This window comes from Actinocorallia aurantiaca (genome assembly GCF_039533685.1).
GTDB lineage: Bacteria > Actinomycetota > Actinomycetes > Streptosporangiales > Streptosporangiaceae > Actinocorallia > Actinocorallia aurantiaca.
Genome location: NZ_BAAATZ010000021.1, coordinates 130,397 through 148,062 on the forward strand (window position 1 = coordinate 130,397; position 17,666 = coordinate 148,062).

The following is a 17,666-nucleotide window of genomic DNA, read 5'->3' on the forward strand; positions in this document are numbered from 1 at the left end:
GCGGCGCCCGCCGCGGAGGGAACCGGCCGCTTCTTCCCACCAGTTACCCGACCGTTACCGGGATCCACGAAAGCCAGCTCGCTGGGCTGTACCATCCCCTGATTACGAGCCTTGAGCGCCAACCGTTTCGGCGACTCCTCCCGCGCGATCTCCTCGACGAGAGCCTGCTTCTGCTGAGTGAGCTGCCGTTCACTGCCCTCCAGCGCGCTCAAGGTGTAGGCGTCACGGGCCAGCACGGTGTTCAGCACCAGAAGGCTGACCAGCGCTCCGCCCATCAGACAGAGGACGAGCAACACGAACGGAGCACGGGGACGTCCCGACGACGGCCGCGGCCTGGGCCGCGACCGGGTCTGAGGCTTCCCCGCCTTGGGCGGTTCGGCTTCAGGCCGTGCCTTGGACGGCTTCAGCGTGCGCCTTTGAGGCGTACGCGGCTTCGGCGTGCGCTCTTTCTTCGTGCGCGCGCCTGGTTCGGCCGGTTTCGCCTTACGCCTTGTGCGTGTCGTCTTCCCGTCCTCACCGGGGTCGGCGCCGGTCGCGCCGGCCTTCGCGGGCGGCTCCTCCGGCTCCTTCCGGCCCTTCCGGCTCTTGCGTTCCGGCCGGGTTTCGCTCTGGGGCCCGGGCCCGGCGGCGGCCCGCCGCCGGGACGGTGCGACGCTCTTGCGCTCGATCGTCGTCATGAGTCCTCCCGAACCCGCTCCACGGCCCGGAAACGCACCGATGCCGCCCGCGGATTGCTGCTGATCTCCTCGTCGGAGGCCTGCTCGCTCCCCCGGGTGAGCAGGCGGAACCTCGGCTCGAACTCCGGCAGCATCACCGGGAGCCCCGCCGGGGTGTGGTCGGTGGTGCGCTCGGCCAGGACCCGCTTGGTGATCTTGTCCTCGAGGGAGTGGTAGGACAGGACCGCGGCGCGGCCGCCCACCGCGAGCGCGTCCAGGGCGGCGGGCAGCGCCCGCTCCCAGACCTTCAACTCGCTGTTCACCTCGATGCGCAACGCCTGGAAGGTGCGTTTGGCGGGGTTGCCGCCGCTCCGGCGGGTGGCCGCCGGGATGGCCGTGCGCACCAGGTCGGCGAGCCGGAGGGTGCCGGTGAACGGCTCCCTGGCCCGCTCCCGCACGATCGCCGAGGTGACGCGCTGGGCGAAGCGCTCCTCGCCGTACTCGCGCAGGATCCGCGTCAGGTCCGCCGGGGCGTAGGTGTTCACCACGTCCGCGGCGGTCATGCCCCTGGTCTGGTCCATGCGCATGTCCAGCGGGGCGTCATAGGAATAGGCGAACCCGCGCTCGGGTTCGTCCAGCTGGGGAGAGGAGACGCCCAGGTCGAACAGGATCGCGTCGATCCGGTCCAGGCCCAGCTTCGCCAGCACCCCGGGAAGTTCGTCGTAGACGGCGTGGACGAGCGTCACCCGGTCGCCGAAGGGCTCCAGGCGCGCGCCCGCGCGTTCCAGAGCCACGGGATCGCGGTCGAGGCCGAGCAGCCTGACCTCGGGGTAGGTCTTGAGCATCGCCTCGGCGTGGCCGCCCATGCCGAGGGTTCCGTCGACGTACAGGGCCCCCGGTGCGCCAACGGCGGGACCCAGCGTCGACAGAATGCGGTCGAGCAGGACCGGAACGTGTCCGGACTCATTCATGGTCTTGTCTACCCCCACTGCAGCCGACCGCTCGCGGTCGATCGGACATGCGGCCCTCGGGCTCGTCCGGTCAGGTCCCCAACCGCTGCCCTGAGGAAGGGCCACCTGGCACCGGGGAAGCTGTGCCAGCTGGCGGAGAGAGCGGGTGGAGACCTGACCGGACGTCGGCCCGTCGGGATCCTGCTAGAGAATTCCCGGCAGCACCTCCTCCGACAGATCGGAGAAGGACTCCTCTTCCTGGGCCAGATAGGCGTCCCAGGAGGGTGCGTCCCAGATCTCAAGGCGGGAGTTGGCCCCGATGACCGCGCAGTCGCGGTCGAGGCCCGCGTAGGAGCGCAGCGCCACGGGGATCGTGATGCGGCCGCTCTTGTCGGGGACCTCGTCGGAGGCGCTGGCGAAGAAGACCCGGCTGTAGGCCCTGACGGACTTCGCGGTGACGGGAGCCGTGGCGAGCGCCTCGGTGATGCGCTCGAACTCTGCCATGGGGAAGACGTACAGGCAGCGTTCCTGGCCCTTCGTGATCACCAGTCCCCCAGACAGCTCCTCGCGGTACTTGGCCGGCAGGAACAGTCGTCCTTTGTCGTCGAGTCGGAGTGGATGTGTTCCGAGGAACACGGGAGCCACCCCCTCGCGCCATTGGACGCCTGTCAACAGCTCGAGAATGCATGTGGAGACTCTTCCCCCACAGCGCCCCACTGTACTCCACTCTTCCCCACCGTCAACTGTGAAAACCTGCGTTTCTCGGGGCTGGAGGATGTGAAATCGCCTGCTCAGCGAGGGTGGGGCGGAGTGGGGGGCCGACGGGCCCCCGGGGCCCGGGGGGACTCGGCAGCCGGGAGATGCCGGGGAGATGTCCGAAACATGACCGTTGAAGCACTTAACGGCGTACTGTCGGTAACAGTGGCAGGCTTATAGAGCCCCATATTGTCGGTAACCCCGACGAACCCCGGATAATGCTCCAAGCCGCATCGGCATGTGGAGAGCAATACATTTGGCCCTGAACAAGGGCTGACTCAGGGCGGAGACTTCGTGGCAGTGGGTGTGCAGGGCGAGGCCGGCGTCGGACTGGGCTTCGGCGAGGTCGCGGGCCGGGTCGGGAAGATCCGGACGGCCGTCGAGTCCGTCATCGAGGGCAAGTCCGAGGCGGTGCGGCTCGCGCTGATCGTGATGCTCGCCGAAGGGCACCTCCTCATCGAGGACGTCCCCGGCGTCGGCAAGACCATGCTCGCCAAGACTCTCGCCCGCGCCGTCGACGGCACCGTCCGCCGGGTGCAGTTCACCCCCGACCTGCTGCCCAGCGACATCACCGGGGTCAGCGTCTACCACCAGGAGCGGCGCGAGTTCGAGTTCGTGCCCGGACCGGTCTTCGCCAACCTCCTGGTCGGCGACGAGATCAACCGCGCCTCGCCCAAGACCCAGTCGGCGCTGCTGGAGTGCATGGAGGAGCGCCAGGTGACGGTGGACGGCACCACCTACCCGCTGGAGCGGCCCTTCATGGTGATCGCCACCCAGAACCCGGTCGAGATGGAGGGCACCTACCCGCTGCCCGAGGCGCAGCGCGACCGGTTCACCGCGAGGATCTCCATGGGGTACCCCAGCCCCTCCGCCGAGCTGGACATGCTGGACACCCACAGCCGCACCTCGCCGCTGGACTCCCTCGCCCCCGCCGCGACCGTCACGGAGGTGCGCGGGCTGATCGAGACCGTCCGCGGGGTGCACACCGCCCCCGCCGTCAAGCAGTACGCCGTCGACATGGTCAACGCCACCCGCAACCACCCGGAGCTGCGCCTCGGCGCCTCCCCCCGGGCCACCCTGCAGCTGGTGCGCGCGGCGCGGGCGCGGGCCGCCCTGGAGGAGCGCGAGTACGTGCTGCCCGACGACCTGCAGGCGCTGGCCGTCCCGGTGCTGGCGCACCGGCTGCTGACCACGGCCGAGGCCCAGGTCGAGCGCCGCCGCCCCGAGCAGATCGTGAGCGAACTGGTGGCGCGCCTGCCCGTGCGGGGCTGACCGTGAGGCTGCTGAGGGTGGCGCTGGACGCGCTCACCGTCCGGGGGCGGTCGTTCGCCGCGGCCGGGCTCACCGCGGTGGCGTGCGCGATCCTGCTCGGCGAGGAGGATCTGCTGCGGGCCGGGCTGCTGGTGCTCGTCCTGCCGGTGTTCTCGGTGTTCGCCGTCTCCCGTACCCGCTACCGGCTCGCCTGCGCGCGGCGGCTCGGGCCGCCCCGGCTGTCCGTCGGCCACGAGGCGCGGGCCGACGTGCGGCTGGAGAACGTTTCGCGGCTGTCGTCGGGACTGCTGCTGGTCGAGGACCGGGTGCCCTACACGCTGGGCGGGCGGGCCAGGTTCGTGCTCGACCGCATCGAGCCGCTCGGCTCGCGGGAGCTGAGCTACCGGCTGCGCTCGGACGTCCGGGGCCGGTTCAAGATCGGACCGCTGACCGTGCGGCTCGCCGACCCGTTCGGTCTGGTGGAACTGGCCCGCTCCTTCAGCCTGACCGACACCCTGACCGTCACCCCCCTGACCGTGGCCCTGCCGCCCGGCCGGATCCCCGGCGCGTGGCACGGCGAGGGCCAGAGCCTGGCCAGGACGGTCGCCGCCGCGGGCGAGGACGACGTGACGCCGCGGGAGTACCGGCGCGGCGACGACCTGCGCCGGGTGCACTGGCGCTCCACCGCCCGGTACGGCGAGCTGATGGTCCGGCGCGAGGAGCAGCAGTGGCAGAGCCGCGCCGTCCTGCTGCTGGACACCCGGCGCGCCGGGCACACCGGGGAGGGCCCCGGCTCCTCCTTCGAGCAGGCGGTGTCGGTCGCCGCCTCGGTGGGGGTCCACCTCGCGCGCGAGGGACTGCCGCTGCGCTTCGCCACCGACTCCGGCCGCGGCGCGGACCTCCCCGCCGGGTCGGGTCCCGCCGCGGGCGGAGAACTGCTGGACGTGCTGGCCGTCATCGGCCAGAGCGACGGCACCGCGCTCCTGCCGGGCCTGGCCGCGGTGCGAGGGTCCGGACGCGACGGCGAGGCGCTGATCATCGGGGTCTTCGGCCGGCTCACCGCGGAGGAGGCCAGGGCGCTCGCCGCCGCCCGGCGCGGCACCGCGATCGGGATCGCGATCCTGCTGGACTCCGACCGCGGGCCCGACGGCGCGGCCGGGTTCCTGCGCGGCGCCGGCTGGCGGGTCCTGACCGTCTCCTCCGTCGCCGAACTACCCGCCGCGTGGACGGGCGTGCAGGGGGAACCCGGTGCGCACTAGGGAGGAACGGTCCGTATGAACACCACGGGCGCCAGGCCCGGCCTGAGCGTGATCGCGGCCCTGGCGACGCTGCTGAGCGCCGCCAGCCTCTACCCGCTGTTCCAGGGCCGCAGTTGGGTCCTGCCCGTGACGGGCGCCGTCGCGGTGGTCGCCGTGACCGGAATGGCCGCCCGGCGGCTGCGGGTGCATCCGTTGTTCGACCTGCTGGCCGGGCCCGCCATGCTGGTGCTGTACGCGACGGCGCTGTACTCGGGCGCGTCGGCGTTCCTCTGGGCGATCCCCACCCCCTCTTCGGTGGCCGTGCTCACCGACGTGCTGCGGGAGGGCTGGAGCACAGCCGAGACCTACGCCGCGCCGCTGCCGGTCAACGACGGGGTGCGGCTGCTGGCCGTCCTCGGCGTCGGGCTGGTCGCCTCGACCGTGGACCTGCTGGCCGTCCGGCTGCGCCGGGCCGCGCCCGCCGGGCTCCCGCTGCTGGCCCTGTACAGCGTCCCCGTCGCGGTGCCGGCCGAGGGCGTGCACTGGGCGGCGTTCGCCGCGGGCTCCGCCGGTTACCTGGCCATGCTGGTCGCCGACGCCCGGACCCGGGTGACGGGCTGGGGCCGGCCGGTCTTCACCCCGCGCCCCGACCGGGAGGAGCCCGGGCCGCGGCCGACGGGCTCGGCGGGGCGGCGGGTCGGCCTCGCCTCGATCGCGGTCGCCGTCGCGGTGCCCGCCCTCCTGCCCGCCCTGCTGCCCGGCGTCGCCTCCGACGGGATGTTCGGGCTCGGCGACCGGGAGGAGGGGGGATCCACCACGATCACCACCGCCGACCCGCTCGTCGACCTCAAGCGCAAGCTCACCCGGCTGGGCGACGAGGAGGTCCTGAGGTACACCACCACCGCGGAGAACCCCGACTACCTGCGCATCTACGCGCTCGACCGGTTCGACGGCAACCGCTGGACCTACTCCCCCCTGGTCGCGGGGGACGCGCCGCGGATCGAGGACGGCCGGCCCCTGCCCCCCGTCCCCGGGCTGTCGGTGGCCTCCGGCGAGGACGGCACCACCGACATCGTGGTCGGCGAGAAGATCAGGGACATGAAGTTCCTGCCGCTGCCCTACGCGCCCCGGCAGGTGCGGATCGAGGGGAACGGCTGGCGGGCCGACCGGCGGTCGCTGATGGTCTTCTCCACCGGCGGGGACGCCGACGGCATGTCCTACTCGGTGGACAGCCGCCGGGCCGTGCCCACCACCGGGCAGTTGCGCGCCGCGCGCCCCGCCGCCATGCCCGCCGAGTACACCCGGCTGCCGGACCGGCTGCCCGCGGAGCTGACCAGGCTGACCCGGAAGGTCACCGACGAGGGCGCCACCCCGTTCGACAAGGCGGTCCTGCTGCAGCGCTGGTTCCACAAGGAGTTCACCTACTCGCTGGAGCCGGCGCCGCCGAGCCGGATGTCGGACCTGGTGGTCTTCCTCCGCGACCGCGAGGGCTACTGCGAGCAGTTCGCCGCGACGATGGCGCTGATGACCCGCATGGTGGGCATCCCCTCCCGCGTGGTCGTCGGGTACGCGCCCGGCTCGCCGGAGGACGACGGCCTCTACGTCGTCCGGCAGAAGGACGCCCACGCCTGGACCGAGCTGTACTTCGAGGGCGCAGGCTGGGTGCGGTTCGAGCCGACGCCCTCGGGGCCGGGCGCGCCCGACTCCATGGGCATCCCCGACTACACCCGGCAGGAGTCCCGGCCGGACGGGAAGGCGACCGCCGAGCCCACGAAGTCCGCCGAGTCCGCCGAACCGACCCCCACGGCGTCCGCGGGCGCGACTCCCGGAGCCGGCCCCCGGCCCGAGGCCTCGGAGACGGCGGCCCCCGCGGAGGCGTCGCAGGGTTCCCCCGTTCCGGTGGGCTGGCTCCTGGGCACCCTGGCCGTGGTGCTCCTGTGCTCGGCGCCGCGCCTGGTCAGGGAGGCGGCCCGGTGGCGGCGCTGGGCCGGGGCCGACGATCCGGCCGCGGCCGCCACGGCGGCCTGGGCGCAGCTGCGGGCCGACACCCTCGACCACAAACTGGGCTGGCACGTCTCGGAGTCGCCCCGCGGCGTCCTGCGCCGGCTGGGACCCGCCCTCGGCGCGGAGGTCGCCGAGCCGCTGGCCCGCATCACCCTGGCCCAGGAGCTGTCCCGCTACGCCCCGCCCGGCCATCTCCAGCGGCCCACCCCGCAGGGGCTGCGCACCGACGCGGAGACGGTCCGCGCCGCCCTGTCCGCCTCCGCCTCCTCCGCCGACCGGTGGCAGGCCCGGATGTTCCCGGCCTCCTCCCTGGACGTCCTGCGCCGGGCCGCCGACCGGCTGAAGGGCCTGGCGCCCGGCCGGGACCGCGGGTCCCCGGGCCCGGACGCCTGACCGGCCGGGAGCCCGAACGCGAGGAAGGCCGCACCCCAGGGGGTGCGGCCTTCCTGCGTACACGGGTGGAGCGGAAGGTCAGGAGCCCTCTTCGGTCCTGCGGCGCCACCGCTCCTCGAGCCGGTTCATGAAACCGGACTGCTGCCGCCCGCGCGGGGCACGGCCGCCGGCCGAACCGCCGTCGGAGTCGTAGTCTCCGCCGATACCGGTCATGCGCTTCCAGCTGGACAGGGCCCAGACCCCGCTGGCGAGCATGAGCAGGAAGCCCGTCACGCTGATCGCGACGCTGAGGGTGCCCTTGCTCACCACCAGCCCGGCCATCAGCACCGAGATGCCGATCACCAGGCCCAGGGCGGCCTTGATGACCTGGCGCTTGTAGTGGCTCTGTGGATTGGTGGTGCGGACGGCATGCGCGAACTTCGGGTCTGCCGCATACAGTTCGCGCTCGATCTGGTCGAGCAGACGTTGCTCGTGCTCAGAGAGCGGCACGGTGCCTCCCAACGACTGCCCCGTGGATCAGGTGCCTGGTGCTCCTTAGCCGGACGGGGACCTGGCTAACGGTGATATGCCCAGAATACGAGTCCAGACGACCTGAGTGAAGAAAACCGTCGGGGTGAGACCACAAGCTATTCATCCACGGCCCTTCTCATGGGTGCTCCACCGTCCCCTTCGCCACTGTCGCCACGCCCGTTCCCGCGGGGGCCGCGGGACGGGCGGATCAGGGCCGCGGGGCGGATCGCCCCCCGGCCGAACCTGCGGGCCGCCTCGTCCATGGCCTGCTCGGCCTCCCGCCAGCCGTGTTCCGGCTCGTCCAGGGCCAGCTGCCGGGACTCCGGCCCGGCCCCTGCCAGATTCTCCACCCTGACGCCCACCAGACGCAGTGGTACCCGTTCAAGTCCCGAGGCCTCGTAGAGCTCGCACGCTGTGATGTAGATCACACGTGAGAGATCCGTCGACTCGGGAAGGGTCCGGGACCTGGTGATCGTCGAGAAGTCCGGCTCCCTGAGTTTGACGCTCACGGTGCGTCCCCGGTTCCCGGACGCCCGCAGCCGGGCCCCGACCTTCTCCGCCAGCCGGAGCAGCTCGCGGCGCACCTCCTCGGGATCCACGACGTCGATCTCGAAGGTCTCCTCGGCGCCGACGCTCTTGTCGGGGGCGTGCGGGCGGACGGGGCGAGGGTCCCTTCCCCAGGCCAGCTCGTGCAGGTGAGCCCCCTGAGCGGCCCCCAGCTCGCGCCTGAGCGTCTCCGCGGGCATCCGGGCCAGTTCCCCCACGGTGCGCAGGCCCAGGCGTCGCAGATGCTCCTCCGTGCGCTCCCCCACCCCCCACAGGGCCGCCACGGGCAGGGGGTGCAGGAACTCCAGGACGCCGCCGGAGGGAACCACCATCAGCCCGTCGGGCTTGCAGCGGGTAGAGGCCAGCTTGGCCAGGAACTTCGTGGGCGCCACCCCCACCGAGCAGGTCAGGCCCAGCTCGCCGGCCACCCGCTCCCGGATGGCCGTGGCGATCCGCACCGGACGGCCGAACAGCTTGAGGGCCCCCGACACGTCCAGGAACGCCTCGTCCAGGGAGAGCGGCTCCACCATCGGCGTGAAGTCAAAAAAGATCTCCCTGACCCGGCGGGAGGCGGCCGAGTACTTGCCGTGGGCCGGCTCCAGGACGACCGCCCGCGGGCACAGCCGCAGCGCCCGGCTCATCGGCATCGCCGAGTGCACCCCGAACCGCCGGGCCTCGTAGGAGGCGGCGGCGACCACCCCCCGGCCGCCCCGGCCGCCGACCAGAACCGGCCGCCCCCTCAGCTCCGGGCGGTCCAGAAGCTCCACGGACACGAAGAACGCGTCCATGTCCACGTGCAGGATCGGGCAGCCGGCGTCGTCCCCGGGCGGGCCCGGCGGCGTCCCCGGGCGGTCCAGTTGCTGTTTGCGGGACATCAGGCCGGGCGTCTGGCGAACAGGTGCAGCCTGGCGGCCAGCGACCTCAGCACCGGGTGGGCGGAGGCGGCGGCCTCCAGGGCGCGCAGGGACTCGGCGGCCTGCGGGTCGGACTCGGCCGGACCGCCCGGCAGGAGGTCGGAGAAGATCCGCACCCCGTGGACCTCCGGCTGCGCCAGCCCGGCCGCCGAGGCCAGGTCCAGCAGGGACTCGGGGGTGAAGCGGCGCGGGAGGCGGCCGCCCTCGCCGGGGTCGGCCAGCAGCAGGCGGGCCTCCTCGAAACGGCCGGCCGCGGCGCGGTGGACCACCGCGGCCAGGGCTCCGGGCACCAGGAGGCTCAGCCCGCCCCCGGGCCTCAGGGCGGTGACGAGCGCGCCCACGGCGGCGTCGAGGTCGTCGACGTACTGCAGCACGTTGTGGCACAGGACCAGGTCCGCGGCCGAGGCGCCTACGGCGCCCTCCAGCCCGGCGGCCTCGCCCTGCACCGCGCGGACCCCGACCCCGGCCTCCGCGGCGCGGCGCTCCAGGGTCGCCAGCGCGTCCGGGCTGGGGTCCACGACCGTCACCCGGTGGCCCAGAGCGGCCAGCGGCACGGCGGAGTGCCCGGTGCCGCCCCCGACGTCGACCACGTCCAGCGGGCCGTTCCCCAGCAGCGGGGCCAGCAGGTCCCGCACCGCGGCGCCGGCTCCCGGCCTGCCGGAGCCCCCGCCGTGGGTGTGCATTTCCTCGTCCACGGTCATGCTCCCAGCCTAGCCAGGCGGACCGACGGAGCACCGGCCCCTCGGAGGAGGGCATGGCACGGCCGCCCGGCGCGCGAGGACGCGGGGAGCCGGGCCCGTCGCGGACCCGTGCGGGCGGGCCCGCGACGGGTCACAGGGCCAGGCTGGGCTTGAGGTCCTGCAGCCTCGAGAGCAGGCCGTTGACGAACTTCGGGGACTCCTCTGTGGAGAAGTCCGTGGCCAGCGCCACCGCCTCGCTGAGGGCGACCCCGTCGGGGACGTCGTCGGCCCACAGCAGCTCGTAGGCGCCGATGCGCAGCACGGTCAGGTCCACCGCGGGCATGCGGTCCAGCGTCCAGCCCACCGCGTAGGTGGCCAGCAGCTCGTCGATGCGCTCGCGGTGGCTGTTCACCCCCTCGATCAGGCGGACGGCGTGGCCGTGCTCGGCCAGCTCCTCGCCCTTGGCCTTGCCGCGGCGCTGCAGCACCTCACCCGGGGAGATGTCCCGCTGCTGCGCCTCGAAGAGGATCTCGAAGGCGTAGCGGCGGGCCTTGGTGCGAGCTGCCATCAGGCGCGGCCGAGGTAGTCGCCGGTCCGGGTGTCGACCTTGATCTTCTCGCCCGTGGTGATGAACAGCGGGACCTTGATCTCCGCGCCGGTCTCCAGCGTGGCGGGCTTGGTGCCGCCGGTGGAGCGGTCGCCCTGCAGGCCCGGGTCGGTGTGGGCGACGACGATCTCGACGGTCACCGGGAGCTCGACGTAGAGCACCTCGCCCTCGTGCATCGCCAGCATCGCCTGGCCGTTGTCCAGCAGGAACTTGGCCGCGTCGCCGAGGACCGCCGGCGGGACGTGCAGCATCTCGTAGGACTCGGTGTCCATGAACACGTAGTCCTCGCCGTCCTTGTACGAGAACTGCATGTCGCGCTTGTCGACGGTGGCGGTCTCCACCTTCATGCCCGCGTTGAAGGTCTTGTCGACGATCTTCCCGGACTTGACATGCTTGATCTTGGTACGGACGAAAGCGGGGCCCTTGCCCGGCTTGACGTGCTGGAACTCCACGACCGACCACAGCTCGCCGGTGTCGAGCTTGAGTACCATGCCGTTCTTCAGGTCGTTCGTCGTCGCCACTCGAATCGTCTTTCCGTCGCGGAGCCCGCCCTCGGGCGGGCGGTCCCTGGCTTCTTGGTCTGGTGAGGAGCTCCGGGCCGTCCGCCCTGACCCCCGCGCTCGAGGGGAACTCGATCTCTCAGTTTACCGGGCTCGGCGGCGCTCCTCCGTCGTGCGGCGGAGCACGAGAAGAACCCCGCGGACGCGGGGAGGCGTCCACGGGGTTCGGCGGCCGCGGCTCAGACGTCGGCCGCGAGCTCCTTGATGCGCTCGATCAGCGCGAGCTTGGACTTGTGGTCGGCGGCGATCGGGGTGATGTTCAGGGTGGTGACGCCGACCTCCTTGAAGGCGGCCAGGCGCTCCTTGACCCAGGACTCGGGGCCGATGAGGGACATGTTGCGGACGAGCTCGGCGGGGACCTTCTCGGCGGCCTCGTTCTTCTTGCCGGCCAGGTAGAGGTCCTGGATCTCCTCCGCCTCCTTCTCCCAGCCGTAGCGGCGGCAGAGGGAGTTGTAGAAGTTCTTGCCCTTGGCGCCCATGCCGCCGATGTAGAGCGCGGCCATGGGGCGGCCGAAGTCGAGGTAGCCCTCGACGTCCTCGCCGATGGCCAGCGGGGCCTGGGCGACGATGTCCAGGGTGCCCAGGGAGGGGTCGCGCTTCTCCGCGCCCTTGCGCAGGGCCTCGCCCCACACGTCCCCGGCCTTCTCGGGCAGGAAGAAGATCGGCTGCCAGCCGTTGGCGATCTCGGCGGTCAGCTGGACGTTCTTCTCGCCGATCGCCGCGATCTGGATCGGGATGTCGGGGCGCACCGGGTGGTTGATGATCTTCAGGGCCTTGCCGAGGCCGGTGCCCTTGGCCGGGTCGAGCGGCAGCTCGTAGTGCTTGCCGTGGTGCTCCAGCGGGGCCTCGCGCTTCCAGACCTTGCGGCAGATCTCGATGACCTCGCGGGTGCGGCCCAGCGGTGCGTGGTAGGGCACGCCGTGGAAGCCCTCGATCACCTGCGGGCCTGACGCGCCGATGCCCAGGGTGAAGCGGCCGTCGGACACGTAGTCGATGCCCGCGGCGGTCATCGCCATCAGGGTCGGCGTGCGGGAGTAGATGTTGAGAATGCCCGAGGCGATCTCCAGCCGCTCGGTCTTGGCGGCGATGTAGCCCAGCTGGCTGACGCCGTCGAAGCTGTAGGCCTCGGCGACGTAGACGATGTCCAGTCCGGCCTTCTCGTACTCGACCAGCTCGGCGACGCTCTCCTTGAAGCCGCCGGCGTAGCCCAGAGGCATTCCGATCCGCATGTGTTCCGCTCCTCGTCAGTGGGGTCGTCAGTGGGGGTCAGGCATACCGAATCCGGTTCAGTATGCCAATCGTCAGATTCTTCAGGGCGACCGGAGGGTGGACTCGCCGGAAAGCGCCTGGATGGCGGGCCTGTACATGGTGCGGCGGATCGCGCCGAACGTCCTGCCGTCCTTGCCCGCCAGCGCCGCGGCCAGCTCGATCGCCGACCGCACCACCTCGTCCTCGGGCACCGCCCGCCGCGCGATCCCCGCCTCGACCGCCTCGGGACCGGTGTAGCGGCGGCCCGTCAGCATCGTCTCGTGCGCGGTCTCGGTCGACAGCTTGGCCTGAACCAGCGCGGCCATCCCCGGGGTGAACGGGATGTTGATGTCCACCTCCGGGAGGCAGAACCAGCCCCGGTCCTCGCGCATCACGGTGAAGTCGTGGCTGAGGGCGAGCATGCCGCCGCCGGCGAACGCGTGGCCGTTGACCGCCGCGACGGAGGGGAGGTTCTGCTTGAGGAACCGCGAGTACAGGGCGTGGATCTCCCCCACGTACCAGTTGCTCTTCTCCCCGTTGGCGTTCAGCCAGTCCAGGTCCAGGCCGTTGGAGTAGAACTTGCCCTCGCCGGTGGTGACCAGCGCCCGGGCCTCGCCCTCGATCTCGTCCAGCGCCTTCTCCACGCCCTGGAGGAATTCGGGCGAGAAGCGGTTCTCCCCGTTCTGGAAGCGCAGGACGAAGACCCCGGACCCGGCGTTCTCAATTTTGATCATCATTTCTCCGGCTGGAAGATCGTGCGGTTTGCTGCGGCCGACGTGGATCGTCGTACCCTCGCAGACCGGATTGCCCGCGTCGAGACCGCTCCCCGTCGCGGCGCCCACGGCCTCCCCTCGGTATGACGGCTGTCATAGCGAGGGTGCTCAACACCGCGAACCACGTCAATATGACGAATGTCATAACCGTGGGGCTTCGGGAGTCCCGCCAGGCCGCAGGCGTGCCGGAGGCGTCCGCGGGGCGGAGGAGAGCCATGGCCGTGCACTTTCTTCCAGGTGGGGCACATTAGGTATGATGTCCGTCATACTGGGGGCGTGAGTGCCAAGGAGCGCATGGTGCGCAGCGCCGCGTACCTCTTCAGGGAGCGCGGCTACAGCGGAACGGGCTTCCGGGACGTGATCGCCCACAGCGGCGCCCCGCGCGGTTCGATCTACCACCACTTCCCCGGCGGCAAGGTCCAGCTCGCCGTCGAGGCCGTGCGCTACGCCGGGGACTTCGTCGCGGCGGGCACCGAGTCGACCATCAGGGAGGGCGACCCCGTCGCCGCCGTGCACGCCTTCGTCGGCTGGTGGCGCCGCGTCCTGACCAAGAGCGAGTTCCAGGCGGGCTGCCCCATCGCCGCGGTCACCGTCGAGTCCCACGAGGAGGCCCCGCAGCTCGCCGAGGCCGCCGCCGCGGCCTTCGCCCGCTGGAAGGAGGCCCTGGCCACCGGCCTCATGGCCGGCGGCTGCTCCCCCGAGCGCGCGGCCGGCGTCTCCACCCTCATCGTCGCCGCCGTCGAGGGCGCCACCATCCTCTGCCGGGCCGCCCACGACACCAGCGCCCTCGACCAAGTGGCCGTGGAACTCGAACTCGTCGTGGAGAGCGCCCTCAAAGCACCCGGGTGAGCGGCCTCAGGGCTCCTCGCCGCCCGGCTCCCCCGCCTCCCGCAACCGGGCGATCCTGCGCTGCCGCACCGCCAGGAACAACGGGAACGCGACGCTGACCGCCAGGACCCCCGAGAGCACGAAGTACACCCACAGGTGCCGGATGCCCAGCCTCCGGGCCTCCACCGCCATCAGCACCCACGCCGCCACCGCCATGAGGAGCACGTCGTTGGTGATGGACGCCGCCGCCGCGTTGGCGTAGCAGGCCTCGATGAACCCGACGAGCCCGCCGTTGTCCTCCTGGAGGAAGAAGCGGATGTTCTGCGACCAGGTGGCGATCAGCGCGCCGATCGCCACCAGCACGTAGAGCCTGACGAGCAGGCGGTCCCGGGACTGCACGGCGGACCTCCGGAGGTAAGTTTTCACTTACCCGGCAGCCTCCCACAGAACCCCAGAAAACCCCAGGGGCCGGGGGTGCGGCTACTCCAGCTCCGACAGGGCCCGGAGAGCCAGGACGTAGGAGCGGAGGCCGAAGCCCGCGATGGTGCCGGTGGCGACCGACGCCACCACCGAGGTGTGGCGGAACTCCTCGCGGGCGGCCGGATTGGAGATGTGCACCTCGATCAGCGGGGCCGTGCGCTGGGCCAGTGCGTCGTGCAGGGCGTAGGAGTAGTGGGTGAAGGCCGCGGGGTTGAGCACGACCGGGGTGCGCTCGTCGGCGGCCCGGTGCACCCAGCCGACCAGCTCGGCCTCGTCGTTCGTCTGGCGGACCTCCACGTCCAGGCCCAGCTCCAGGCCGGTCTCGCGGCAGAGCCGCACCAGGTCGTCGAAGGTGTCGGCGCCGTAGATCTCCGGCTCCCGGGTGCCCAGCCTGCGGAGGTTGGGGCCGTTGAGGACGAGTACCTTCTTCACCGGGCCACCTCGGCGTAGGCGGAGCGCAGCAGCTCCTCCGAGGGACCGGCGAGGCGGCCGCAGGAGGCCAGCTCGTCCAGGACGACGAAGCGCAGCGTGGCGCCGCGGGTCTTCTTGTCCACGTTCATGGTCGCGCGCAGCTCGTCCCAGGCCTCGGCCCGGTAGGAGACGGGCAGGCCCACGGAGGAGAACACCGCGCGGTGGCGCTCCACGAGCTTGTCGTCGATGCGGCCGTCGAGGCGGGCGAGCTCCGCGGCGAAGACGCAGCCGATGGAGACGGCGTGGCCGTGGCGGAACCGGTAGTCCTCGCTCTTCTCGATGGCGTGGGCGAGGGTGTGGCCGTAGTTGAGGATCTCGCGCAGGCCCGACTCCTTCAGGTCGGCGCCGACCACGTCGGCCTTGACCTGGATCGCGCGCTCCACCAGCTCGCGGGTGTGCGGCCCGTCGGGGCGGGCGGCGCCCTCGGGGTCGGCCTCGACGAGCTCGAGGATGCGCGGATCGCGGATGAAACCCGCCTTGATCGTCTCGGCGAGGCCGGAGATGTAGTCCTCGTGCGGCACCGTCATCAGCGTGGCGAGGTCGCACAGCACCCCGGCGGGCGGCGCGAACGCGCCCACGAGGTTCTTGCCCTCGGCGATGTTGATGCCGGTCTTGCCGCCGACCGCCGCGTCGACCATGGCCAGCAGCGTGGTCGGCACCAGCACGCAGCGCACCCCGCGCAGCCAGGACGCCGCGGCGAACCCGGCCAGGTCGGTGGTGGCGCCGCCGCCGACGCCGACGACGGCGTCCGAGCGGGTGACGCCCAGTTCGGCGAAGCGCGACCACAGGCCGGCCAGCACCGAGACGTTCTTGGCGGCCTCGCCGTCGGGCACCGGCACCAGGTGCGCCAGGTACCCGGCCTGCTCCAGCGCCCCGGCCACGGGCCTGGCGATCTCCGGCAGGTTCTCGGAGTACACCACCGCGACCGTGCGGGCCCGCTCGCCCACCAGGGCGGGCAGCTCCGCCAGGACCCCGGTGCCGATCACCACGTCGTAGGGGTCGTCGCCGTGCACGGTGATCCGGGCGGCCTCGCTCATCAGGTCTCCTCAGCCGGTTCGTCCGGCTCCGCCAGCGCCGCCGCCAGTTCGGCGACGACCTCCTCCTCGGACCTGTCGGTGGTCACCACGGTGATCTTCGCCAGCCGCTGGTAGATCGGCAGCCGGTCCTCCAGCAGCTTGCGCAGCTGGGAGCGCGGGTTGAACACCAGCAGCGGACGCGCGGAGGCCAGCCCCACCCGCTTGACCGCCTCGCCGAGCGAGACCTCCAGGTAGACGACCCGGTGGGCGGCCAGCAGCTCCTGGGTCTCCTCGGCGAGGATCGCGCCGCCGCCCAGCGCCAGGACGCCCTCGGAGGCGGCCAGCGCCTCGCGCACCGCCTCGCGCTCCAGGGCGCGGAAGTGCTGCTCGCCCTCCTCGAGGAAGATGTCGCCGATCGGCTTGCCGGCCTTCAGCTCGACGTCGGCGTCGGTGTCGCGGAACTCCACGCCGAGCACCTCGGCCAGCAGCGTGCCGATGGTCGACTTGCCGCTGCCCGGCGGGCCGACCAGCACCGCGCGGGGGCTCATTTGACCACCAGCGACTGCAGGTAGGCGCGGGCGTTGCGGGCGGTCTCCTCGACGCTGTCGCCGCCGAACTTCTCCAGCACGGCGTCGGCCAGCACCAGCGCGACCATCGCCTCGGCGACGACGCCGGCGGCGGGCACCGCGGTGACGTCGCTGCGCTGGTTGATCGCCTTGGCGGGCTCGCCGGTGGTCACGTCGATGGTGTCGAGCTGGCGCGGCACGGTGGAGATCGGCTTCATCGCGGCGCGGACCCGCAGGATCTCGCCGTTGGTCATGCCGCCCTCGACGCCGCCGGCCCGGTTGGTGCGCCGCCGCACGCCCTCGGGCGTGTTGTCGATCTCGTCGTGGGCGAGGCTGCCGGGCCTGCGGGCGGTCTCGAACCCGTCGCCGACCGCGACGCCCTTGATCGCCTGGATGCCCATGAGGATCCCGGCCAGCCGGGAGTCCAGCCGCCTGTCCCAGTGCACGTAGCTGCCCAGGCCCGGCGGCAGCCCATAGGCCAGCACCTCGACCACGCCGCCGAGGGTGTCGCCGGCCCTCTTCAGCTCGTCGACGTGCGCGACCATCGCCGCGTCCGTCTCGGCGTGGAAGCAGCGGGCGGGGCTGGCGTCGATCGCCTCGAGGTCCCCGGGACCGGGCAGCGGCGCGTCGGCCGGCACCTCGATCTCGCCCAGCGACACCACGTGGCTGAACACCTCGACGCCCACGGCCTGGCGCAGGAACGCCCTGGCGACCTCGCCGAGCGCGACGCGGGCCGCGGTCTCCCGGGCGCTGGCGCGCTCCAGGACCGGGCGGGCGTCGTCGAAACCGTACTTCTGGATGCCCGCCAGATCGGCGTGGCCGGGCCGGGGCCGCGACAGCGGGGCGTTGCGCGCCTGGGCGGCCAGCGTCTCCGGGTCCACCGGGTCGGCGGCCATGACCGTCTCCCACTTGGGCCACTCGGAGTTGCCGACCTCGATCGCGACCGGGCCGCCGAGGGTCGATCCGTGCCGGATCCCCCCGACGATCGTGACCTTGTCCTGCTCGAACTTCATCCGGGCCCCGCGGCCGTGGCCCAGCCTGCGGCGGCGCAGGCCCTCGGCGATGTCGGCGGACGTGACCCGCACTCCGGCGGGCATGCCCTCCACGATCGCGACGAGGGCGGGGCCGTGTGACTCCCCGGCGGTCAACCAGCGCAACATGCCGGTAATTCTTCCACCTCGCGGCCACCGCCCGTACACCGCGTCCGGAACGTGAGACG

The 17,666-nt window shown here is 72.3% G+C and carries 19 protein-coding genes; 4 read left to right on the forward strand and 15 right to left on the reverse strand.

Going from position 1 to position 17,666, the window contains the following annotated elements; all coding sequences use genetic code 11:
• From ftsL to mraZ, 3 genes are all read right to left on the reverse strand, one after another.
• Positions 1-677 (reverse strand): cell division protein FtsL (ftsL, locus tag ABD327_RS24805; RefSeq protein ID WP_344453181.1); only part of this gene is annotated, 677 nt, incomplete at its 3' end.
• Positions 674-1,627 carry a 16S rRNA (cytosine(1402)-N(4))-methyltransferase RsmH gene (gene rsmH / locus ABD327_RS24810; RefSeq protein ID WP_344453184.1) on the reverse strand — a complete coding sequence of 318 codons (954 nt, stop codon included), beginning with the start codon at positions 1,625-1,627 and terminating at the stop codon, positions 674-676. The genes ftsL and rsmH, both read right to left, overlap by 4 nt.
• Positions 1,628-1,810: 183 nt before the next feature.
• On the reverse strand, positions 1,811-2,242 hold the full coding sequence (gene mraZ / locus ABD327_RS24815) for a division/cell wall cluster transcriptional repressor MraZ (protein WP_344453186.1): 432 nt from the start codon (positions 2,240-2,242) through the stop codon (positions 1,811-1,813).
• A gap of 426 nt (positions 2,243-2,668) precedes the next feature.
• On the opposite strand from mraZ, the gene ABD327_RS24820 reads away from it, so the two are divergent.
• From ABD327_RS24820 to ABD327_RS24830, 3 genes are read left to right on the forward strand one after another with little or no spacing between them, the layout of a single operon-like run.
• Complete coding sequence (locus ABD327_RS24820) at positions 2,669-3,634, forward strand: AAA family ATPase (RefSeq protein ID WP_344453549.1); 966 nt, start codon at positions 2,669-2,671, stop codon at positions 3,632-3,634.
• Positions 3,635-3,636: 2 nt separating this feature from the next.
• Positions 3,637-4,872 (forward strand): DUF58 domain-containing protein, encoded by a 1,236-nt coding sequence (locus ABD327_RS24825; RefSeq protein ID WP_344453188.1) that lies wholly within the window; start codon positions 3,637-3,639, stop codon positions 4,870-4,872.
• Between the two features lie 15 nt (positions 4,873-4,887).
• The gene (locus tag ABD327_RS24830) at positions 4,888-7,248 is read left to right on the forward strand and encodes a transglutaminase TgpA family protein (protein ID WP_344453190.1); all 2,361 of its coding nucleotides are present in this window, start codon (positions 4,888-4,890) and stop codon (positions 7,246-7,248) included.
• A gap of 78 nt (positions 7,249-7,326) precedes the next feature.
• On the opposite strand, the gene ABD327_RS24835 is transcribed toward ABD327_RS24830, so the two are convergent.
• From ABD327_RS24835 to ABD327_RS24865, 7 genes are all read right to left on the reverse strand, one after another.
• Positions 7,327-7,737 carry a DUF3040 domain-containing protein gene (locus ABD327_RS24835; protein WP_344453193.1) on the reverse strand — a complete coding sequence of 137 codons (411 nt, stop codon included), beginning with the start codon at positions 7,735-7,737 and terminating at the stop codon, positions 7,327-7,329.
• Between the two features lie 137 nt (positions 7,738-7,874).
• Entirely contained in the window at positions 7,875-9,179 is a 1,305-nt protein-coding gene (locus ABD327_RS24840) for a DNA polymerase IV (protein WP_344453195.1), read from the reverse strand.
• A complete protein-coding gene (locus tag ABD327_RS24845) occupies positions 9,179-9,919 on the reverse strand; it encodes a class I SAM-dependent methyltransferase (protein ID WP_344453198.1) in 741 nt (246 codons plus the stop codon). The genes ABD327_RS24840 and ABD327_RS24845 overlap by 1 nt, the downstream gene beginning before the upstream one ends.
• 130 nt (positions 9,920-10,049) lie before the next feature.
• Positions 10,050-10,466: a transcription antitermination factor NusB gene (gene nusB, locus ABD327_RS24850; protein ID WP_344453200.1), complete on the reverse strand. Its 417-nt coding sequence runs from the start codon at positions 10,464-10,466 to the stop codon at positions 10,050-10,052.
• Positions 10,466-11,026, reverse strand: a complete 561-nt coding sequence (gene efp, locus ABD327_RS24855) for an elongation factor P (protein ID WP_344453203.1) — start codon at positions 11,024-11,026, stop codon at positions 10,466-10,468. Before efp ends, nusB begins: the two co-directional genes overlap by 1 nt.
• Positions 11,027-11,244: 218 nt before the next feature.
• Positions 11,245-12,294 carry an LLM class F420-dependent oxidoreductase gene (locus tag ABD327_RS24860; RefSeq protein WP_344453204.1) on the reverse strand — a complete coding sequence of 350 codons (1,050 nt, stop codon included), beginning with the start codon at positions 12,292-12,294 and terminating at the stop codon, positions 11,245-11,247.
• 81 nt (positions 12,295-12,375) lie between these two features.
• Positions 12,376-13,047 (reverse strand): enoyl-CoA hydratase/isomerase family protein, encoded by a 672-nt coding sequence (locus ABD327_RS24865; RefSeq protein ID WP_344453206.1) that lies wholly within the window; start codon positions 13,045-13,047, stop codon positions 12,376-12,378.
• Between the two features lie 315 nt (positions 13,048-13,362).
• On the opposite strand from ABD327_RS24865, the gene ABD327_RS24870 reads away from it, so the two are divergent.
• Positions 13,363-13,935, forward strand: a complete 573-nt coding sequence (locus ABD327_RS24870) for a TetR/AcrR family transcriptional regulator (protein WP_344453209.1) — start codon at positions 13,363-13,365, stop codon at positions 13,933-13,935.
• A 6-nt stretch (positions 13,936-13,941) separates the two neighbouring features.
• Here ABD327_RS24870 and ABD327_RS24875 read toward each other — a convergent pair whose 3' ends face one another.
• The 5 genes from ABD327_RS24875 to aroC are packed head-to-tail and all read right to left on the reverse strand — an operon-like array spanning position 13,942 to position 17,607.
• On the reverse strand, positions 13,942-14,340 hold the full coding sequence (locus tag ABD327_RS24875) for a DUF2834 domain-containing protein (protein WP_344453212.1): 399 nt from the start codon (positions 14,338-14,340) through the stop codon (positions 13,942-13,944).
• Positions 14,341-14,394: 54 nt separating this feature from the next.
• Entirely contained in the window at positions 14,395-14,826 is a 432-nt protein-coding gene (gene aroQ / locus ABD327_RS24880) for a type II 3-dehydroquinate dehydratase (RefSeq protein ID WP_344453214.1), read from the reverse strand.
• The gene (aroB, locus tag ABD327_RS24885) at positions 14,823-15,902 is read right to left on the reverse strand and encodes a 3-dehydroquinate synthase (RefSeq protein ID WP_344453216.1); all 1,080 of its coding nucleotides are present in this window, start codon (positions 15,900-15,902) and stop codon (positions 14,823-14,825) included. The genes aroQ and aroB overlap by 4 nt, the downstream gene beginning before the upstream one ends.
• A complete protein-coding gene (locus ABD327_RS24890) occupies positions 15,902-16,429 on the reverse strand; it encodes a shikimate kinase (protein ID WP_344453218.1) in 528 nt (175 codons plus the stop codon). The genes aroB and ABD327_RS24890 overlap by 1 nt, the downstream gene beginning before the upstream one ends.
• Complete coding sequence (aroC, locus tag ABD327_RS24895) at positions 16,426-17,607, reverse strand: chorismate synthase (RefSeq protein WP_344453221.1); 1,182 nt, start codon at positions 17,605-17,607, stop codon at positions 16,426-16,428. The genes ABD327_RS24890 and aroC overlap by 4 nt, the downstream gene beginning before the upstream one ends.
• Positions 17,608-17,666 lie beyond the last annotated feature (59 nt).